Origin of the sequence: Aurantimonas manganoxydans SI85-9A1 (assembly GCF_000153465.1) — a bacterium.
Lineage (GTDB): Bacteria > Pseudomonadota > Alphaproteobacteria > Rhizobiales > Rhizobiaceae > Aurantimonas > Aurantimonas manganoxydans.
The window spans coordinates 3431701-3449376 of record NZ_CH672387.1 but is presented as its reverse complement, the minus strand read 5'-3'; the positions used below and the strand labels follow the sequence as shown (position 1 = coordinate 3449376).

Sequence of the window (17676 nt, the reverse complement as noted above, 5' to 3'; positions counted from 1 at the left end):
TGCGGAGCCGATGGCTCCGGCAGCACCCGCGGGGCAGCGCATCGACAAATGGCTGTTCTTCGCGCGGGTCGTGAAGTCGCGAAGCCTTGCCCAGAAGCTGGTCCAGGCCGGCGGCGTTCGCATCAACGGCGACAAGACCGACAACGCCGCGCGGGCCGTGCGCCCGGGCGACACGCTGACCATCGCCCGGCGCGACGAGATCCTCGTCCTGAAGATCGTCGATCCGGGCGAACGGCGCGGGCCGGCCAGCGAGGCGGCGACCCTCTACGAGGATCTGTCACCGACGCGGGAAGCCATCGCGGAACAGAAAGAAGCGGCCAAGGGCAAGGCCGCACCGGGCTATCAACCCTCGGCGCGGCCGCCGACCAAGAAGGAGCGCCGCGCCCATGAGCGTCTGCGCTGGGACGGCGCCTGACCGGCCACGTCCGTCCTGACAGAGTTGAAAGAGCTCAGTCGCCCTGGCCGGGCTCGGCCGAGAAGTATTTCTCGAACTTGCCGTCTTCGCCGTCGAACTTTTCCGCATCCGCAGGCGCATCACGCTTGATCGTGATGTTCGGCCATTTCTCGGCATATTCGGTGTTGATCTTCAGCCATTTGTCGAGATTGGGCTCGGTGTCCGGCTTGATCGCCTCGGCGGGGCATTCCGGCTCGCAGACGCCGCAATCGATGCACTCATCCGGATGGATGACGAGCATGTTGTCGCCTTCGTAGAAGCAGTCGACCGGACAGACCTCGACGCAATCCATGTACTTGCAGCGAATGCAATTGTCGGTCACCAGATAGGTCATGTCTGATCCTTGGCCTGTTCGGGCCCGTACGAAGGGCCCTGTCATTCTCGCGAGCAGCAACGGCGATTGCCGCCGTGTCTCGCCTATCGTGGCGACGTAACCCCTCTCTTGAAGACAGACAAGAGCAAAGCATGTCGTGTCACGGCGGCGATCCGGGAATGGTTTTCCATCAAGGCGGCAGGGTCGCCGGTGAGCTGGGATCAAACGACGTTGCGGGAGCACGCGCGGCTCTGCAGCAACTGTTCGTGGGATTCCTCGCGTGCCGGAACGACCATGCTCCGCAAGCCGGCCCGGCGCGAAGGACGATCCCGGTGCGCGCATCGGCGCGCAAAATTACGCCTCGCCCTGTGACCGCCCCGGACGCTATGTCACAAGAGAGTGACGAGTAGGACGACCGAGGACGGATCCATGGCCGAGCGCCCGATTCTGGTGAGCGACGACAGCCTCGAAGAGGCCGATGCCAATGGCGCGCGCCTGCGCTCGCAGCGCATGGGTCCGCTGGCGAGCCTGCCGGTGTTCTTCGACCTGGCGGGCAAGCGCGTGGTCATGGCCGGCGGCGGACCGGGTGCGGCATGGAAGGCCGAGCTTCTGGCCTCGGCGGGCGCCCATGTCGATCTCTATGTCCCGGCGGACGGGATCGACGGGGAGATGGCCGAGCTTCTCGCTGTGCCGCCGGAATCCGGCGTGATCGTTCATCACGACCGGCCCTGGGCGACCGATGTCTTCGCCGGAGCGGCGATCGCCGTCGGCGATACCGAGAGCCTCGCCGAGGGCCAGGCCTTCGCCTGCGCCGCGCGGGCGGCCGGCGTGCCGGTCAACGTCGTCGACAAGCCGTCCTATTGCGACTTCCGCTTCGGCACGATCGTCAATCGCTCGCCGGTGGTCATCGGTATTTCCACCGACGGCGCCGCACCGATCCTCGGCCAGGCGATCCGCCGCCGCATCGAGACCCTGCTGCCGCCGGCGCTCAGCCAGTGGGCGGCCCTGGCCGCCAGGGTCCGCGGCGCGGTGATGGAGCGGCTCTCGCCGGGCCCGTTGCGCCGTGCCTTCTGGGAGCGCTTCACCGACAGCGCCTTCACCACCAAACTGCCCGACGCCGCGGCCGAGGCGGCGGCCGGCGGCTTCATCGACGATCTGGCGCGCTCGCCCGAGGCCGGCGGCCGCGTCACCCTGGTCGGGGCGGGCCCCGGCGAAGCCGAGCTGCTGACCCTGAAGGCGGTGCGCGCCCTGCAGGCGGCCGATGTGATCCTGTTCGACGACCTCGTCTCCGACGAGATCCTCGAGCTCGCCCGCCGCGAGGCACGGCGCATGCTGGTCGGCAAGCGCGCCGCCCGCGACAGCTGCCGCCAGGAAGACATCAACGCCATGATGGTCAGCTTCGCCAAGGCGGGCAAGCACGTGGTGCGGCTGAAATCCGGCGACGTGTCAGTGTTCGGCCGGGCCGGCGAGGAACTGGACGAGCTGGCGCGCGAGAACATTCCGGTCGCCATCGTGCCGGGCATCACCGCCGCTTCGGCGCTGGCGGCGAGCTTCGGCGTGTCGCTGACCCATCGCGACCGGGCCCAGCAGCTGCGTTTCGTCACCGGCCATTCCAAGAAGGGCGGCCTGCCGGAGGACCTCGACTGGCATGCGCTGGCCGACGATCACGCCACCACCGTCTTCTACATGGGCGGCCGGATGGCGGCGAAGATCGCCGAGCGGCTGATCCATCACGGCCTGCCGGCCACGACCCCGGTCGCCGTCGCCGCCAATCTGTCGCGCGACGACGAAACCCGCGCCGCCGGCACGCTCGCCGACCTCGGCGCCATCGTCGCCAGGATCGGCGTCGACCGCCCGATCCTGATCGGTGTCGGCCGGGTGTTCACCGAACATGCCCGTGCCGCCTCGGCCGATCCGTTCATGGTCGATGCCGGACGGACGGCAGTCGGCTGAGCCGGCGTCGGACTCTTCGGCCGGCACGGCGCGCTGTCACAGGTTGGGATCGATGCCCACCGTGGTTCGGTCCAGCACTTCGCGCAGGGCAAAGGACGAATTGATCCGCACCACATGCGGAAACGACGACAGATAGGTCTTGTGGATGCGCTCGTAGTCTTCGAGATCGCGGGCCGCGACCCGCAGGAGATAGTCGTATTCCCCCGACATCAGGAAGCAGACCAGGACGTTCGGGCATCCCTTTGCCGCGGCCTCGAACTCGGCGAGTTGCCGCTCGGTCTGACCGGACAGGCCGATATTGACGATTACCGTGATGGTGTGGCCGAGCGTCCGGTTGGACAGTTTTGCATGGTAGCCGCGGATCGCACCGCTCGCCTCCAGCCGGTCGAGCCGCCGTGAGCAGGCCGAAGCCGACAGACCGACCCGCTCGGCCAGCGCCGCGTTCGACAGCCGGCCCTCCCTTTGCAGGGTGCGCATGATCTGCAGATCGAAGCGGTCGATCGTCTCCATCCGCAGAAGTTTGCGCAAAATGGCAGCAAAGCGCAAGAAAACATCGATCCTCGCGGTTCCGGCAGACGGAAACGCGGGGACATTGCGTCGGAACCGCGTTTCAATCCAGGTGCCCACAGATGGAGGAAACGGATGCGCGTCGGCTGCCCGAAGGAGATCAAGAACAACGAATACCGCGTCGGCCTGACGCCGTCGGCGACGCGCGAATATGTCGGTCACGGCCACCAGGTGATCATCGAGACCGGCGCCGGTGCCGGCATCGACGCCAGCGACGCCGATTACGAGGCGGCGGGCGCCACCATCGCGGCGGACGCCGCACAGGTCTTCAAGACGGTCGACATGGTGGTGAAGGTCAAGGAGCCGCAGCCCGCCGAATGGGCGCAGCTGCGCGAGGGGCAGATCCTCTACACCTATCTGCATCTCGCGCCCGACCCCAAACAGACCGAGGGGCTGATCGCCTCCGGCGTCACCGCGGTCGCCTACGAGACGGTGACCGACGGACGTGGCGGTCTGCCGCTGCTCGCGCCGATGTCCGAGGTCGCAGGCCGTCTGTCGATCCAGGCCGCGGCCCACGCACTGGAAAAGGCCCATGGCGGCCGCGGGGTTCTGCTCGGTGGCGTTCCCGGCGTGGCCTGCGGCAAGGTCGTCATCATCGGCGGCGGCGTGGTCGGCAAGGAAGCCGCTAAGATGGCGATCGGCCTCGGGGCGGACGTCACCATTCTCGACCGGTCGATCGCCCGTCTGCGCGAACTCGACGATCTCTTCGCCGGCCGGGTGCAGACGCGCTATTCCACCAGTACGGCGATCGAGGAAGAGGTCTTCGCCGCCGACGCGGTCATCGGCGCGGTGCTGATCCCGGGTGCCTCGGCGCCGAAGTTGGTGACGCGGGCCATGCTGCCCAGCATGAAGAAGGGCGCGGTGCTGGTCGATGTCGCCATCGATCAGGGCGGCTGCTTCGAGACATCGCGCGCCACCACACATGCCGAGCCGACCTTCGAGATCGACGGCGTGGTGCATTATTGCGTCGCCAACATGCCCGGCGCCGTCCCGATCACCTCCGCGCACGCGCTCAACAACGCCACGCTCCCCTTCGGGCTGGCCTTGGCGGACAACGGCCTGAAGGCGCTGTCGGACGACCCGCATCTCCTGCACGGGCTGAATGTCCATCGCGGCCTGATCACCAACCGCGCCGTCGCGCAGTCGCTTGGCCGCGAGATGGTCGACGCCTACGAAGCGCTTGCGGCCTGATGAGGCGGCCCGGCGGGCGGACATGAAAAAGGGGCGGCCGGTCGAACCCGACCGCCGCCCCTTTTCAAACTCTCGGCATCGAATGCCGGCGGCATCAGACCTCGACGATGAGGCCGTTCGCCACGAGCTTGGAAATATCCACCTCGCGCAGCTTCTGGGTCCGGCCAAGCTTGCCGCCGAAACCCTTCACTTCCTCGGCCGACAGCGGCAGAACGAAGCGCTGGCTGACGATCCGCGGCGGTCCGTTGACCTGCGCGAACTCCGTCCATTGCAGGCGTCCGGAATAGGTCCCCACCGGGAGGATCAGACCGTCGCCGAGATCGACCGGTTCGGTCACCTTGTAGGTCCGGTCTTCGTGGGCTGCCCTGGCTGCCATCTATGTCCTCGTTTCTTCAAGAATGGTCGGGATGCAATGCATGCCGAGCCGTGTTGTCAGGCGTCGCCAACGATTTCGGCGATACGCCCGGTGCCTTTGCATTCCGGGCAGGGCTCGCCATCGACGGTCCCCGATCCACCACATCTGCGGCAGAGATTTTCCGCCGTCTGCGGCGCGTTGTCATTGCCTTCGTCGCCGGGTCTTGCGGCGGGCGGGGTCGACATGGGCGCCTCCTGAATGCGGTCGTGGCCCGGGGTCGGGTCAGAACCCGAACCTGCCTGTCAGGAGTATATGTGCCAGTCGGCCGAGATTTCACGCCGGCACGATCGCCGGTAAGCGGGGGCTGTCGTCCTAGACTGCCTCGCCCGTTGCTGGCAGCCTATCACAGTCGAGCCCGAAACGCTGCCGCGCCATCCGGCAATCCTCGCCCCCGGGAACGCATTCGCGGCAGACCTGCGGCCGCAGCGCGTAAATCGTGCAAACCGTGCCGGTGCCCACCACCCCGGAAAGCGCGGCGCAGCGGTCGTTTTCGCAGCGCATGCCGCTGAGATCGCTCGCCACCAGCGCGGCGGGAATCAGGTCGAGCGCGGCGTCGCTCTCGATGGAAAAGCGGGGCCAGTCGGCCGAATAGGCGCAACAGGCGCCGCAGGCCTGGCAGTCGAAGACGGCATCGGACGGGGTCATTGCGGGTGTTCTTGCAGCCTGGGCCGGGGCGGTCAATGCGTCCGGCACGCGGGAGGCCTGGACGTGGACCATCCGGCGGATTGTCGGCTGTCGCGAAACCATATGGAAACGGACCATAGGTAAGGTTTGCGCACCACGAATGGACCGTGGGGGAGATCGATCTCGTGAAAAGCGCATTTCGCAAGCGGTTCTGGACGGCGAAATCCGGGAATGTAGCGGTTGTCTTCGGACTGACGCTGCCCATTCTCGCCTGCTGCATGGGCGCGGCGGTCGACATCTCCGGAATCTACGCCTCGAAGCGCAATCTCCAGCATTCGGTCGATATTGCAGCGCTGGCCGCGGGCCGGGAATATTCCAACAACCAGCAGGATTCCCACCTGTCAAAGGTCGCCGAAGGCTATTTCTTCGAGAACGCCGGAGCCGATGCGCGCGCGAACACCGACTTCAGCTATGACGGCATCTTCAACGAGGACGGCTCGACGGTTCTGCAGGTGTCGGCCGCCCGCCGGCATCCGACCATCTTCGGCGACCTCCTCTCCTTCGTGACCGCCGGCGAACTCGACTGGCGCGCGTTTCCGCTGGCGGCCCGAAGCCAGATCGTCGTCCAGAACCAGTCCATCGAACTGGTCATGGTGCTCGACAATTCCGGCTCGATGACCGGCCGGCCGAAATCCGGTGGCGGCAAGCGCAAGATCGACACCATCAAGGAAGCCGCCATCGGTCTGACCGGTCAGTTCCTGAAGGGCGCCGCGTCCTCGACCCTGAAGCTGCCGGTCCAGTTCGGCGTCGTCCCCTTCGCCGCAGCGGTCAATATCGGGCCGGACAATCACGACGCGAAATGGATGGACACCAAGGGACGGTCCTCGATCCACAACGAATATCTCGACTGGGCCAACTGGAAGACGAGCCGCGGCGTCAAACTGGCGGAGCGAAGCCCGACAGGCGATTACTGGCAGGAGATTTCCTCGAAGACACCGCTGACGCGGTTCTTCGTCTATGAGAACGCCCACCACAAGAACGAATTGGGGCCCTGGTTGGGCTGCGTGGAATCGCGACCGAACGGGCTGGCGATCACCGATGCGGAACCCAACTACGCCAATCCCGACACGCTGTTCGTGCCGAGCTTTGGCCCGGACGAATACGATGGCAGCAAGGGCGACAATGACTACCTCGAAGACGAGGGCAGGCGGTCGATGCCGGCCGAAACGGCGATGTCGGTTCAGGCGAAGGTCGCAAAATATTTCGACGGCAGCGACTTGCAGCGGGGCAACCACCCTGGCCCGAACCGTGGCTGCCTGTCGACACCTGTCACCCCGCTGACTGACAACCAGGCCACGATCAACGCGGCGATCAACGCCATGGATGCGGATGGCGAGACCAACATCCCCGAAGGCATCGCTTGGGGCTGGCGGCTGTTGTCGGCCCGCGAACCCTTCACCCAGGGACGAGCCAACGACGCCAAGGACAATCTGAAGGTCCTGGTGCTGATGACCGACGGCGACAACAATTACGGCAGCGACGAGAACGACTACAACGAATCCGGCTACGGCACCTTCGGCTATGCCAGTACCTACGACGCCTATGGCAATCACAGCTGGGGGCGCATCTTCGACGACACGAGCACGACCAGCAAGCGAGCGAACCGATCCAGCTTCGTCTCCGCGATGAACGAGAAGGTCGCGGCGATCTGCCAGAACATCAAGGATGATGGGCGCAAGGCCACCGGAGAGGACGGGATCGTCATCTTCACGATCGCCTTCGATCTCAACGATGGCTCCTCGGTGAAGAAGCTGATGGAGCAGTGCGCGTCCTACGGCATCACCGATCCGACGAAGAAGCTCTATTACGACGCCAAGAGCTCGAGCGACCTGATGGCGGCGTTCGATTCCATCACCGAACAGGTCTCGAGCCTGCGCATCGCGAAATAGCCTGCAGCCTCCTCCGCGGGGAGGCGACGCTATTCCGTATCGAGCGTCAGTTCGAAGCGTTCGACGACGCTCGGCTGGATCACCCGGGCGGTCATCGTGACCAGCACGATCTGCGCGTCGAGGCTGTCGCCGGCCTCCATGGCACGTTCGATCCGGTCACCGACTCGCAGCGCCAGATCGACGTCGTTGGCGCCGGCAAAACCTTCCGCCCCGATCATGCAATAGCCGAGGATCTCGGCCGCGGCGCGGTAAGCCTGCGGCGCGGAAAACGCCCCGATCGCATGATCCTGCATCAGTCTGACCACCGTCAGCTTTACCGCCTCCGGCACCATCCTGGGGTGCAGGTCGACGGAGCGCAGAGCGCTGTCGAGCTGTTTCAGATCCTCGGATCGCCCGAAGACGCCGAACAGGCCGAGGGACGATCGTTGTCTGGTCATGGCGCGATCCTGCATCGACGGCATTGTGCGGTGACGGGAGGCGGCCACACGGCACCGAAAAAGGCCCGGCCAACCGGTGTCGCCGCGGGCCCGAATTTTCTTCTGTGACCGATAGCCGTGTCGTTCCCAGTGTTTGTGGCTTCGTAACCCGTTGCGGCTATTGCAGATAGAGGCGGCAGGATCGGAGCCAGAACGTTGCCAAATATGGGATTCTTTCTCGGCGTCGTGAACGGCCTCGGCATCTTCGCGCTGGTGACGATGATGTATGGCTTGGCGCTGCGCAAAGCCGAGCCGGGGCTTGGGCGAAGCCTTGCACTGGGCCTGCTGTTCGGTGTCGGGGCATCGTTGTCGATCGCCAATGCGGTCGAACTCGCGCCGGGTCTGCGCATCGACCCGCGGGCGGTCATGCTGGTTCTGGCGGCCCCCTTCGGTGGACCGGGAGCCGCGACCGTGGCCGCGCTGGTCACCAGCCTCTTCCGGCTGCATCTCGGCGGTGCGGGCACGATGGGCGGGATCGCGAACATTGTGACCATCGCGGCCATCGGTGCCTATTTCGCTCATTTCGTCTTCGAGAAGATGCAGCCGGCCCGTACGCGCGACCTCCTGCTGCTCGGCCTTCTTTGCAATGTGCCGTTTCTCTTCATCCTGACGGTGCCGGTCGACAACGCGTCGCAGATCTTCCTGCGGACGATCGGCCCGATGACGGTTGCGGACGTGATCGGTGTCCTTGTCCTCGGACGTTTCCTCTGCAGCGAGCGCAAGGCTTTCGTCTTTGGCCGGGCGCTGGAGGCGGAAGCGTCGACCGATCCGCTGACCCTTCTGCCCAACCGCCGCCATCTGGAGCGACGCACCAGCGAGATGGTCGAGACGGCACGGCGCAGTGGCCAGCCCATCTCGGTGCTCGTCATCGACATCGACCGGTTCAAACAGGTCAACGACACATACGGTCATGATGTCGGGGATACGATCCTCTTGAAGGTGGCGGACGTGGTGCGGGACAACGTCCGCAAATCCGATGCGATCGCCCGCTTCGGCGGCGAGGAGATCGTCGTGGCGATGGCGGATGCCACCCCGGAAGCGGCCTTGCAGACCGCCGAACGGATCCGACTTGCGGTGGACGAAAAGATCTTCCACGGCGAGCAGGAGAGCGGCAACGTCACCGTCAGTGTCGGCGTCGCCACGCAGCAGGGGGAAGACCTGTCCTTCAAGCGCCTCTTCAAGGCTGCCGACGAGGCGCTCTTCCTCGCCAAGGACCGCGGCCGCAACCGCGTGGAAGTCGCGATATAGGGAAAGCCGGCAGAGGGCAGAGGGAGTGTGCCAGTTCCGACACCGGCGACGGGGGGTGGCATGAGGATGCGGCACAGGTTTGACCAGGGCGTCCGGTCGGGTCCGCCACCAACTCGCCGAGGTCTTCTGAAGAGATTAGAAAAGTAAACCGATCAATGACGATAACACGCTCCAGACCGCCCAGAGGATAACGCCGGTCGTGAGTGCCAGCAGCGTCGTTGCGAGCAAGCAGCCTTTCAGGAAGTCGTAATCCAAGGTGACGCTCACAACATCGTGCGGCCGCCGGGCAGTCCTCTCCGCAGGGCGTTGGAGCGCCTTCTGCCTTGCTGACGAATTCTCGACATTGGTTTCGGCCGACATGAGGATGCGAGAACGATCCTGGACTCCGCGCTGTATCAGCGTCGGAGCAGACGCAGCCGTGAGCGGGCGAAGACCAAAAGGCGAGCGGCGCAGGTCGATACTCATGGGGATCCAGTGATGCCGCGCAAAGACCCGTCTCATGAAGTCCATGAATGTATGCATGTATTTTGGATTGGCTCTTTCTGGCTCATCCATTCTGAGTGGATGACCTCACTGTTTGGACTGGTCCTTTGATCTGCGACGCAGGCGGATGGACCACATAAGGAGAGGTCGTCAATTCAGGGACGGATGCTTCCTGCGAACTCCGGCTGTAAGCAACACGATTGTTTGCCGCGACCTGGTGCTCTGCACTCCGCCGATACCCCGAGACAATTATGGTGCAACATCACCGGTTGGCCTGCATCTCACGTCAAAGACAGATTCGCGTTGTATTTTGGGGGCACACATCCCATCCCCTCACGGCAGATGCAAGTGGCCTTGTTTCGATAGAGTGTTAAATGACTCCTGCTTACTAAAATGCTTAACAGTCACGGGGAGTTCACAGTGAACCGGTGCGTTGAAGGCGCGCTGGCGGGGCGTTCCACCGTGCCGAAGTGTGCGAGGGCCCAGCGTCAGCACCAGCAATCGAAGCAACGATTCGGGAGAATCAGCACATTAACAGACTGGGATCAGTGGCTGCTCAACGCGATGTATTCGGTTGTAGCTTGTATATCCCCGTGCCTCGCTACGCGGCGAGGAGCTCGCATGTGGCCGTGCCGCAGGGCGCAAAGCCATTGGTGATCCCGACTGGATTCGAACCAGTGACCCTCAGATTAGGAATCTGATGCTCTATCCTGCTGAGCTACGGGACCAACCGCGCGCAACGTAGTCGAAGGCGCAGGGTTCGCCAAGTCTGCTTGCGGCGCACTCGTGCGGGGATGTCACGGATCAGCGCACCTTGGGATCGGCCTGGGCGACGAGGAGCGCCGTGCCCTGGCGGACCGTCACGGCGATCGGCCCGAGCGCCTCGTTCGACTGTGTAAGGATCGAGTGGAATGGCAGGTCGACAGCGTCGAGTGGCCATTTCGCACCGGAGATCGTCAGGCCGGAAAGATCCGAGAACTTCAGGATCGAGAACTGCATGCCGGGCGCAAGATCGAAGGCTCGACGGTCCGGTCCCAGTGGCCAGGCGCGTTCGATGCCGTCGAACAGCTCCACGTCGACGCCGCGGGCGGCATAGCGCAGGGCCAGGATCAGATGTGCGAAGGCGTGGTCGCTGCGCGGGCCGCTCAGCGCACCGACCAGAAGCAGCCCGGTCGCACCCCGCGTCAGCGCCGCCTCGATGGCGATCTCGCCGTCGGTCATCGCCTTGTCGCGGGGATAGGGTTCGCGGGGCAGGCTGGTCAGTTCGATCGCCGGTCGCGGCGGGCTGGAATCGAAATCGCCGACCCAGAGTTCCGGCGTCACCTGCAGCTCAGCGGCATGGCGCAGGCCGTCATCCGCGGCGATGACCCGCGTGCCCTCCACCGCAGCGATCAGCGCAGGGGTGGGGGCGATATGGCCGGCAAGGAGAATGGAAAAGCGCGACATCGCGGCTCGCCTACAGCATCGGGCCGCAAACGCCAATCGGCTGCTTCGACATCGTAAGGAGATTGCCGGCCAGGGCATCGCCTGCTCGCCACGTCGGAGCGCAGCCTTGCAGTCCGACGCGAGGGCTCGGCATTGGGGCAGGACAGCAGAGCTGGCACGTGGTCCGGGTGCGCGGCCGCCCTTGCCGGCAAGCGGCGTGACCTCTAAGTCTTGCCGTGCTCACACGGGGTGCCTTCGGGCTGAGAGGCGCATGCCGACCCGTCGAACCTGATCCGGCTCATACCGGCGGAGGGATGCGGGCGTCGGCGGGTGTCTCGCGGATGCTTTCGTTTCGAAGGCCGCCGTCTCGAAAGGCACCACCATGGTCCGACCTCTCTTCCTCCCGCCGATGTCCGTTCGCCATCTCGGCGTTTGCGCCCTTCTGGCCGGCGTGACCGGAGCGGTCGCGCAGACCGACAAGCCGGTGCTCACCGTCTATACCTATGAGAGCTTCACGCCCGAATGGGGGCCGGGCCCGAAGATCGAGGCGGGTTTCGAAGCGGTGTGCAACTGCGACCTGCAGTTCGTCGGGCTCGAGGACGGCGTCGCGATCCTCAATCGTCTCAAGCTCGAAGGCCCCTCGACCGAAGCCGATGTCGTCCTTGGCCTGACCACCGATCTCATCCCCGAGGCCAAGGCAACCGGCATGTTCGCTCCGAGCGGGGCGGATCTCTCGGGTCTCGACGTGCCGACCGGCTTCTCGGACGACATCTTCGTCCCCTACGACTATTCCTATCTCGCCTTCGTCTACGACAGCGAGATGATCGCCGAACCACCGGCGAGCCTCGACGATCTGGTCAATGGCGATCCCGAGGTGAAGATCGCCATCGAGGACGCGCGGACCTCGACACCGGGCCTCGGCATGATGCTGTGGATGAAGAAGATCTATGGCGACGAAGCCGCCGCCAAATGGGAGCAGCTGTCGAAGCGCATCCTGACCGTGACGCCGGGCTGGAGCGAGGCCTATGGCCTGTTCACCAGCGGCGAGGTGCCGATGGTTCTCAGCTACACGACATCGCCCGCCTACCACATGATCGAGGAAGACACCGACCGTTATCAGGCCGCGGCCTTCGCGGAGGGCCACTACCTGCAGATCGAGGTGGCGGCGATGCTGAAGACGACCGAGACAGCCGAACTGGCGACGCGCTTCCTCGACTACATGCTGACCGCCGAGGTGCAATCGCTGATCCCCACCACCAACTGGACGTTGCCGGTCGCGGGCGGCATCGATCTGCCCGAGGCGTTCGGTCGCCTGGTGCAGGTGGAGACGCCGCTGATGATCGATCCGGAAACGGTGGCCGCCAACCGCAAGGCGTGGACGCAGGAATGGCTCGAAGCGATCGGCCGCTGACGATCGAGTGCGCGTCCCGGTGAGGCATTCATGACCGCTGCTGCGGATCGTGCCTGGCGGATCGGCCTCGGCCTTGGCGCTGCCGGCACCCTCGTCGGCTTCCTGGCCGGCGCCTTCGTTGTGCTTCTCCTTGCGACGGGCGCCGCGCCCGATTTCCGGGCGGTGGCCGGCGATCGCTATCTCCTCGGCGTCGTCCTGTTCACCCTCGAGCAGGCGGTGCTGTCGACCCTCCTGTCGGTGGTGGGCGCCATCCCGCTGGCACTGGCCCTGCATCGTGCCCGCTTTCCCGGTCGCCGTGCGGTGCTGCGCCTGTTCCTCCTGCCGCAGGTGCTGCCCGTGCTGGTCGGCGCACTGGCGATCCTCACCATCTGGGGTCGCAACGGCCTCCTCTCGGACGCTCTTGCGGCGATCGGACTGGCCCGGCTCGACATCTATGGTCTCTCGGGCATCCTGATCGCCCACGTTTTCTTCAACCTGCCGCTGGCCGCCCGGCTGATGCTGGCCGGGCTCGACCGCGTGCCGGCCGAAAGCTGGAAGCTCGCCGGGCAATTGTCGCTGAGCCCAATGGCCACCTTCCGACTTGTCGAATGGCCGGCCCTGCGCGGTGCACTGCCGGCAGCCGCGAGCCTCATCTTCATGCTGTGCGTCACCAGCTTCACGCTGGTGCTGGTACTGGGCGGCGGGCCTGGCGCCACGACGCTGGAAGTCGCGATCTACCAGTCCCTGCGCTACGATTTCGATCCCGGCCGTGCGATCACGCTGTCCCTCGTCCAGATCGGCCTGACGGCAATCGTCCTGTGGCTGGCGACCCGGCTCGGCGGTGATGCCGCCGCGGGTTTCGGCCTGGGCGGCCGCGCGCTGCGCTACGATCGCCGCAGTCCCGTACGTGCCTTCCTGGACGCGCTCGTGCTGCTCTTCGGCATCGGCTTCGTCCTGGCGCCCTTCGTCGCGGTGGTGGTGCGCGGCCTGGAAGCAGACCTCGCGCGATTGCTGGCCGATCCGGCGGTCCATCGTGCGGCGATCACCAGCATCGTCATCGCGACGGCTGCGGCCCTTCTCGCTATGGCCGTCTCGCTGGCCATCGTCCTTGCCATCGAGGCGCTGCGCAACGCGCCGGGGGACCGGCTGACCCCACGCAGGGTGGTGCTTGGCAACGGGTTGGAGACGACGGCCAGTCTCGTGCTCGTCGTTCCCCCCATCGTGGTCGGGGCCGGCTGGTTCCTGTCGCTGCGGCAGGTCACCGATGTCTTTGCCGCCGCGCCCTACGTCGTCGTCGCGACCAACGCGGCAATGGCCGTGCCCTTCATCGTACGCATCGTCGGGCCGGCTCTCGCAGCGGCCAACCAGGCGACCGGTCGGCTGGCCGACAGCCTCGGCCTTGCAGGCCTGTCGCGGTTGCTGGTCGTGGACTGGCCGGTCTTGCGCGCGCCCGTCGCCCTTGGCTTCGCCTTCGCCCTTGCGATCTCACTCGGCGATCTCGGCGCCATCGCCCTGTTCGGCAGCCAGGACCTGGTGACCTTGCCCTATCTCCTGCTGCAGCGCATGGGCAGCTATCGCACGGCCGACGCGGCTGGACTGGCGCTGCTCCTCGGCATCCTGTGTCTGTCGCTGATGGCGCTGGCCGAGCGTGGACTTGCACGAAGGGACCATCCGGCATGAAGAAGGCCCTCGTCCTCGACAACGTCCGCTTTGCCCATGGCGGCAGCGAGATGCACTTCGATCTTGCGGTGGAGGCCGGCGAGTGGCTGGCGGTCATCGGTCCGAGCGGCGCCGGCAAGTCGACGCTGCTCGACCTCGTGGCGGGGTTCGCTGCGCCTTCCGCCGGCACGATCGCCATCGACGGGCGTGCGATGGCTGGTGTCGCGCCGGCGGAACGCCCGCTCAGCATCGTCTTCCAGGACAACAATCTGTTTCCCCATCTCGACGTTTTCCACAATGTCGCCCTCGGCATCGCCCCCGATCTCCGGGTGGCTGCTGCCGACAGACGCCGCGTCGAGGCGGCTCTGGACGCGGTCGGGCTGGCGGGCTTCGGCAAGCGGCGTCCGGCCGAGATGTCGGGCGGCGAAAGGCAGCGCGTAGCTCTGGCGCGGGTCTTCCTGCGCGACCGGCCGCTTCTCCTTCTCGACGAGCCCTTCGCCGCGCTCGGTCCTGCCTTGCGCCGCGAGATGCTGGTGATCCTGACCGAATTGCGGGCGGGGCGCGCGGAACCGCCCGCGATTGTCATGGTCACGCACCATCCCGAGGACGCTGTCGGCCACGCCGACCGGACGGCATTTCTCGACGCCGGCGAGATCGCGGCCATCGGACCGACGCGTAGACTGTTGGCCGGAGACGACGATCCGCGGGTGGCCCGCTATCTCGGCACGATTGCCCCTGGGGAACGCCCTTGACCCGGACCGACAGAGGGGCGACCGGCTAACTTCGCGACTGACGTATTTCCGGCGGATTTTCCTGATAGCGGACAGGGGAAGGCACGAGGCAAAGCGGCGGCGCTTTTTCGAAATCTGTTGCTGATCGATCCTAACCCGTGTGACAGCGGTTCGGATAAGCCTTGAGTCTCGGGAAGCGAAGCGGTTCTGTGGGGGCGACGATCGCAGCGATGGCAATGAACTCCGGTCCTGGTCGTGCGGGACGCCATGTGCGCCGCATGATCGGCGGTGTCGCGCTGGGCGCGTTGCTGGCGACCGGCGCCTGCACCACGATCGAAGCGGGGCTGGATGGCCTCTCGCCTGCCAGCAGCAGCGTGCAGGCGGGTTATGCCGCGACGCGTCGTCCGATCACCTTCGAGAACGTCCAGCGCAGCGATCCGCAATCGGTCATCGGACGCTCCCAGCACCCCAAGATCCTGGCGGCCTATGGCGGCGCCTATTCCGATCCCAAGCTGGAGCGCACGCTGGCGACCATCGTCGGCAAGCTGGCTGCCGAGACTGACGACCCGAACCGCGCCTATCGCATCACCATTCTGAACTCGCCCAACGTCAACGCCTTCGCGCTGCCGGGCGGCTATGTCTACATCACCCGTGGTCTCGTGGCGCTGGCCAACGACTCGGCCGAGGTCGCTGCGGTGATCGGCCACGAGATGGCGCATATCACCGCCAATCACGGCATCGAGCGCCAGCAGCGCGAGCAGGCCGCCGAGATCGCCAGCCGGGTCGTCAGCGAAGTGCTGGCGGGCGAGCCGGCCGGGCAGGTCGCCCTGGCGCGCGGCAAGCTGAGCCTTGCCCAGTTCTCGCGCCAGCAGGAGCTGCAGGCCGACATTCTCGGCATTCGCCACATCGCCAAGGCCGGTTTCGATCCGTTCGCCGCAGCGCGCTTCCTGCAGGCGATGGATTCGTATGCCAAGATCCGCACGGCCTTCCAGGCCGGCGATCCCGAGCTGGACTTCCTCGCCTCGCATCCGTCGGCGCCGCAGCGCATCGATCTCGCCAACCGCCATGCGCGCGAATACGGTCAGCCGGGCACTGGAACGACGGATCGCGATCGCTATCTGGCGGGCATCGACGGCATGCTGTTCGGCGACTCCGCCGTCGAAGGCTATGTCCGCGAACAGCGCTTTTATCATCCCGGTCTCGGCATCACCTTCGAAGTGCCGAAGGGCTTCGTCATCGACAACACCGCGGAGGCGGTGCTGGCGAGCGGACCCAACGACACCGCGATCCGGTTCGATGGCGTCGCATTGCCCAAGACCACCGGCTTGGTCGACTACGTCAACAGTGGCTGGATCGGCGGGCTCGATCCGTCGAGCATCCGCGCCTTCAAGATCGGCAATCTCGATGCGGTGTCGGCTCGGGCCGAGGGCGGCGAATATGTCTTCGACGTCACCGTCGTGCGGGTCGGCGGACAGGTCTATCGCTTCCTGACGGCCGTACAGGCAAGTTCCGCCGGCACGGCGGCCGGAATCGCCGGGAAGGTGGCGAACTCGTTCCGGCTCCTCTCGACGGCCGAGAAGGAGAGCCTGAAGCCGCTGCGTATCCGGATCGTCACGGCGTCGGCGGGCGACAGCACAACATCGCTGGCTGCCCGCATGGTTGGGGTCGAGGGCAAGACGGCGATGTTCCGGCTGCTCAATGATCTCGATGCGGATGAGAACGTGAAGCCAGGTACGCGCTACAAGATCGTCGCCGAGTAGTCGGCCAAGGCGTCAGACAATGATCCAACGAAAAAGGGGCGCCCGATCGGGAGCCCCTTTTTCGTTCGAAGTGATGCTGGCAATCAGCTCACATAGGCACTGCGGTCGGCGTTGGTCTCGAGCAGCGCGGCGCGCAGCTTCTCCAGCGCACGGGTCTCGATCTGGCGCACCCGCTCCTTGGAGATGCCGAGCTTGGTGCCGAGCGCTTCCAGGGTCGCGCCGTCGTCCTGCAGACGGCGCTCGCGGATGATCTTCAGCTCGCGCTCGGACAGAACGTCGAGGGCACTGTGCAGCCAGGTCACGCGACGCTCGTCGTCGATCGACACGGAGACCATCTCGTCCGGGAGGGGCGAGTTTGAGACGAGGAAGTCCTGTCGGTCGGCGCTGCCGGATTCGTCTTCCATCAGCGGCGCATTGAGCGAGGAATCGGGGCCGGACAGCCGGGAATCCATCAGCGCCACGTCGCCCTCCGACACCTTCAGTGCCGTTGCGATTTCCTTGTACATTGCGCTGCCGGTAACACCGCCGTCGGCGCCCTGGCTGAGCCGAGCCCGCAGACGGCGCAGGTTGAAGAAGAGGGCCTTTTGGGCCGAAGAGGTGCCGCCGCGAACGATCGACCAGTTGCGCAGGATGTAGTCCTGGATCGACGCCCGGATCCACCACGTCGCGTAGGTGGAGAAGCGCACTTCCCGTTCCGGCTCGAACCGGGCCGCGGCCTCCAGCAGGCCGACATGGCCCTCCTGGATAAGGTCGTTCATCGCCAGACCGAAATGGCGGAACTTGGCGGCCATCGAGATGACGAGGCGCATATGGGCGGAGGTGATCTTGTGAAGGGCTTCCTGGTCGCGCTTTTCCTTCCAGCGCACCGCCAGTTCGTACTCTTCTTCGCGCTGCAGGTACGGGGCTGACATGGCCGCGCGGATCAGCGTACGGCGAGCGGACTGTGACTTCATCGGTTACCCTCCGGTCAAGCTTATGAGGCGCTGTGGCCTACCGAGCGAGGCTGCTTGCGGGTTCACGCGTCGGTGTTGATGAAAC

General features: G+C 65.6%; 18 protein-coding genes, 1 tRNA gene and 1 riboswitch. Of the genes, 9 read left to right on the top strand and 10 right to left on the bottom strand.

What is annotated here, in order from left to right:
* The first annotated feature begins 10 nt into the window (after positions 1–10).
* Entirely contained in the window at positions 11–415 is a 405-nt protein-coding gene (locus tag SI859A1_RS16270; protein WP_040325925.1) for an Hsp15 family ribosome-associated heat shock protein, read from the top strand.
* Positions 416–449: 34 nt separating this feature from the next.
* On the opposite strand, the gene fdxA is transcribed toward SI859A1_RS16270, so the two are convergent.
* Complete coding sequence (gene fdxA, locus SI859A1_RS16265; RefSeq protein ID WP_009210793.1) at positions 450–788, bottom strand: ferredoxin FdxA; 339 nt, start codon at positions 786–788, stop codon at positions 450–452.
* A 489-nt stretch (positions 789–1277) separates the two neighbouring features.
* On the opposite strand from fdxA, the gene cysG reads away from it, so the two are divergent.
* Complete coding sequence (gene cysG, locus SI859A1_RS16260) at positions 1278–2720, top strand: siroheme synthase CysG (RefSeq protein ID WP_009210792.1); 1443 nt, start codon at positions 1278–1280, stop codon at positions 2718–2720.
* 36 nt (positions 2721–2756) lie between these two features.
* On the opposite strand, the gene SI859A1_RS16255 is transcribed toward cysG, so the two are convergent.
* Positions 2757–3230: an Lrp/AsnC family transcriptional regulator gene (locus tag SI859A1_RS16255; RefSeq protein WP_009210791.1), complete on the bottom strand. Its 474-nt coding sequence runs from the start codon at positions 3228–3230 to the stop codon at positions 2757–2759.
* A gap of 132 nt (positions 3231–3362) precedes the next feature.
* Here SI859A1_RS16255 and ald point away from each other — a divergent pair, with 132 nt between their 5' ends.
* The gene (gene ald / locus SI859A1_RS16250; protein WP_009210790.1) at positions 3363–4478 is read left to right on the top strand and encodes an alanine dehydrogenase; all 1116 of its coding nucleotides are present in this window, start codon (positions 3363–3365) and stop codon (positions 4476–4478) included.
* Positions 4479–4572: 94 nt separating this feature from the next.
* On the opposite strand, the gene SI859A1_RS16245 is transcribed toward ald, so the two are convergent.
* The 3 genes from SI859A1_RS16245 to SI859A1_RS16240 all read right to left on the bottom strand — a co-directional run bounded on the left by SI859A1_RS16245 (position 4573) and on the right by SI859A1_RS16240 (position 5538).
* On the bottom strand, positions 4573–4854 hold the full coding sequence (locus SI859A1_RS16245) for a hypothetical protein (protein WP_024349813.1): 282 nt from the start codon (positions 4852–4854) through the stop codon (positions 4573–4575).
* A gap of 56 nt (positions 4855–4910) precedes the next feature.
* A complete protein-coding gene (locus SI859A1_RS21875; RefSeq protein ID WP_169513620.1) occupies positions 4911–5078 on the bottom strand; it encodes a hypothetical protein in 168 nt (55 codons plus the stop codon).
* Positions 5079–5205: 127 nt separating this feature from the next.
* Positions 5206–5538 (bottom strand): YkgJ family cysteine cluster protein, encoded by a 333-nt coding sequence (locus SI859A1_RS16240; RefSeq protein ID WP_040325924.1) that lies wholly within the window; start codon positions 5536–5538, stop codon positions 5206–5208.
* A 164-nt stretch (positions 5539–5702) separates the two neighbouring features.
* Between SI859A1_RS16240 and SI859A1_RS16235 the strand changes: the two genes are divergently transcribed.
* On the top strand, positions 5703–7466 hold the full coding sequence (locus tag SI859A1_RS16235) for a TadE/TadG family type IV pilus assembly protein (RefSeq protein ID WP_161600141.1): 1764 nt from the start codon (positions 5703–5705) through the stop codon (positions 7464–7466).
* Between the two features lie 29 nt (positions 7467–7495).
* On the opposite strand, the gene SI859A1_RS16230 is transcribed toward SI859A1_RS16235, so the two are convergent.
* On the bottom strand, positions 7496–7903 hold the full coding sequence (locus SI859A1_RS16230; protein ID WP_009210787.1) for a hypothetical protein: 408 nt from the start codon (positions 7901–7903) through the stop codon (positions 7496–7498).
* A gap of 204 nt (positions 7904–8107) precedes the next feature.
* On the opposite strand from SI859A1_RS16230, the gene SI859A1_RS16225 reads away from it, so the two are divergent.
* The gene (locus SI859A1_RS16225; protein ID WP_244401044.1) at positions 8108–9190 is read left to right on the top strand and encodes a GGDEF domain-containing protein; all 1083 of its coding nucleotides are present in this window, start codon (positions 8108–8110) and stop codon (positions 9188–9190) included.
* Positions 9191–9325: 135 nt separating this feature from the next.
* Here the strand turns inward: SI859A1_RS16225 and SI859A1_RS16220 are convergent, their stop codons facing one another.
* From SI859A1_RS16220 to SI859A1_RS16210, 3 genes are all read right to left on the bottom strand, one after another.
* Positions 9326–9655 (bottom strand): hypothetical protein, encoded by a 330-nt coding sequence (locus SI859A1_RS16220; RefSeq protein WP_148233873.1) that lies wholly within the window; start codon positions 9653–9655, stop codon positions 9326–9328.
* A 669-nt stretch (positions 9656–10324) separates the two neighbouring features.
* Positions 10325–10401 (bottom strand) — tRNA-Arg (locus SI859A1_RS16215).
* A gap of 76 nt (positions 10402–10477) precedes the next feature.
* Entirely contained in the window at positions 10478–11119 is a 642-nt protein-coding gene (locus SI859A1_RS16210) for a thiamine diphosphokinase (protein ID WP_009210785.1), read from the bottom strand.
* A gap of 214 nt (positions 11120–11333) precedes the next feature.
* A riboswitch (TPP riboswitch) is annotated at positions 11334–11430 on the top strand.
* A 77-nt stretch (positions 11431–11507) separates the two neighbouring features.
* Here SI859A1_RS16210 and thiB point away from each other — a divergent pair.
* The 4 genes from thiB (at position 11508) to SI859A1_RS16190 (ending at position 16638) form a co-directional block, all read left to right on the top strand.
* Positions 11508–12509, top strand: coding sequence for a thiamine ABC transporter substrate binding subunit (thiB, locus tag SI859A1_RS16205; RefSeq protein ID WP_040326664.1), 1002 nt, complete (start codon positions 11508–11510; stop codon positions 12507–12509).
* A 30-nt stretch (positions 12510–12539) separates the two neighbouring features.
* Positions 12540–14168, top strand: a complete 1629-nt coding sequence (gene thiP / locus SI859A1_RS16200; protein WP_009210783.1) for a thiamine/thiamine pyrophosphate ABC transporter permease — start codon at positions 12540–12542, stop codon at positions 14166–14168.
* The gene (gene thiQ / locus SI859A1_RS16195; protein ID WP_009210782.1) at positions 14165–14899 is read left to right on the top strand and encodes a thiamine ABC transporter ATP-binding protein; all 735 of its coding nucleotides are present in this window, start codon (positions 14165–14167) and stop codon (positions 14897–14899) included. Before thiP ends, thiQ begins: the two co-directional genes overlap by 4 nt.
* A 215-nt stretch (positions 14900–15114) precedes the next feature.
* Positions 15115–16638 (top strand): M48 family metalloprotease, encoded by a 1524-nt coding sequence (locus SI859A1_RS16190; protein ID WP_040326663.1) that lies wholly within the window; start codon positions 15115–15117, stop codon positions 16636–16638.
* Between the two features lie 83 nt (positions 16639–16721).
* On the opposite strand, the gene SI859A1_RS16185 is transcribed toward SI859A1_RS16190, so the two are convergent.
* Positions 16722–17591 carry an RNA polymerase factor sigma-32 gene (locus SI859A1_RS16185; protein ID WP_009210780.1) on the bottom strand — a complete coding sequence of 290 codons (870 nt, stop codon included), beginning with the start codon at positions 17589–17591 and terminating at the stop codon, positions 16722–16724.
* Positions 17592–17676 lie beyond the last annotated feature (85 nt).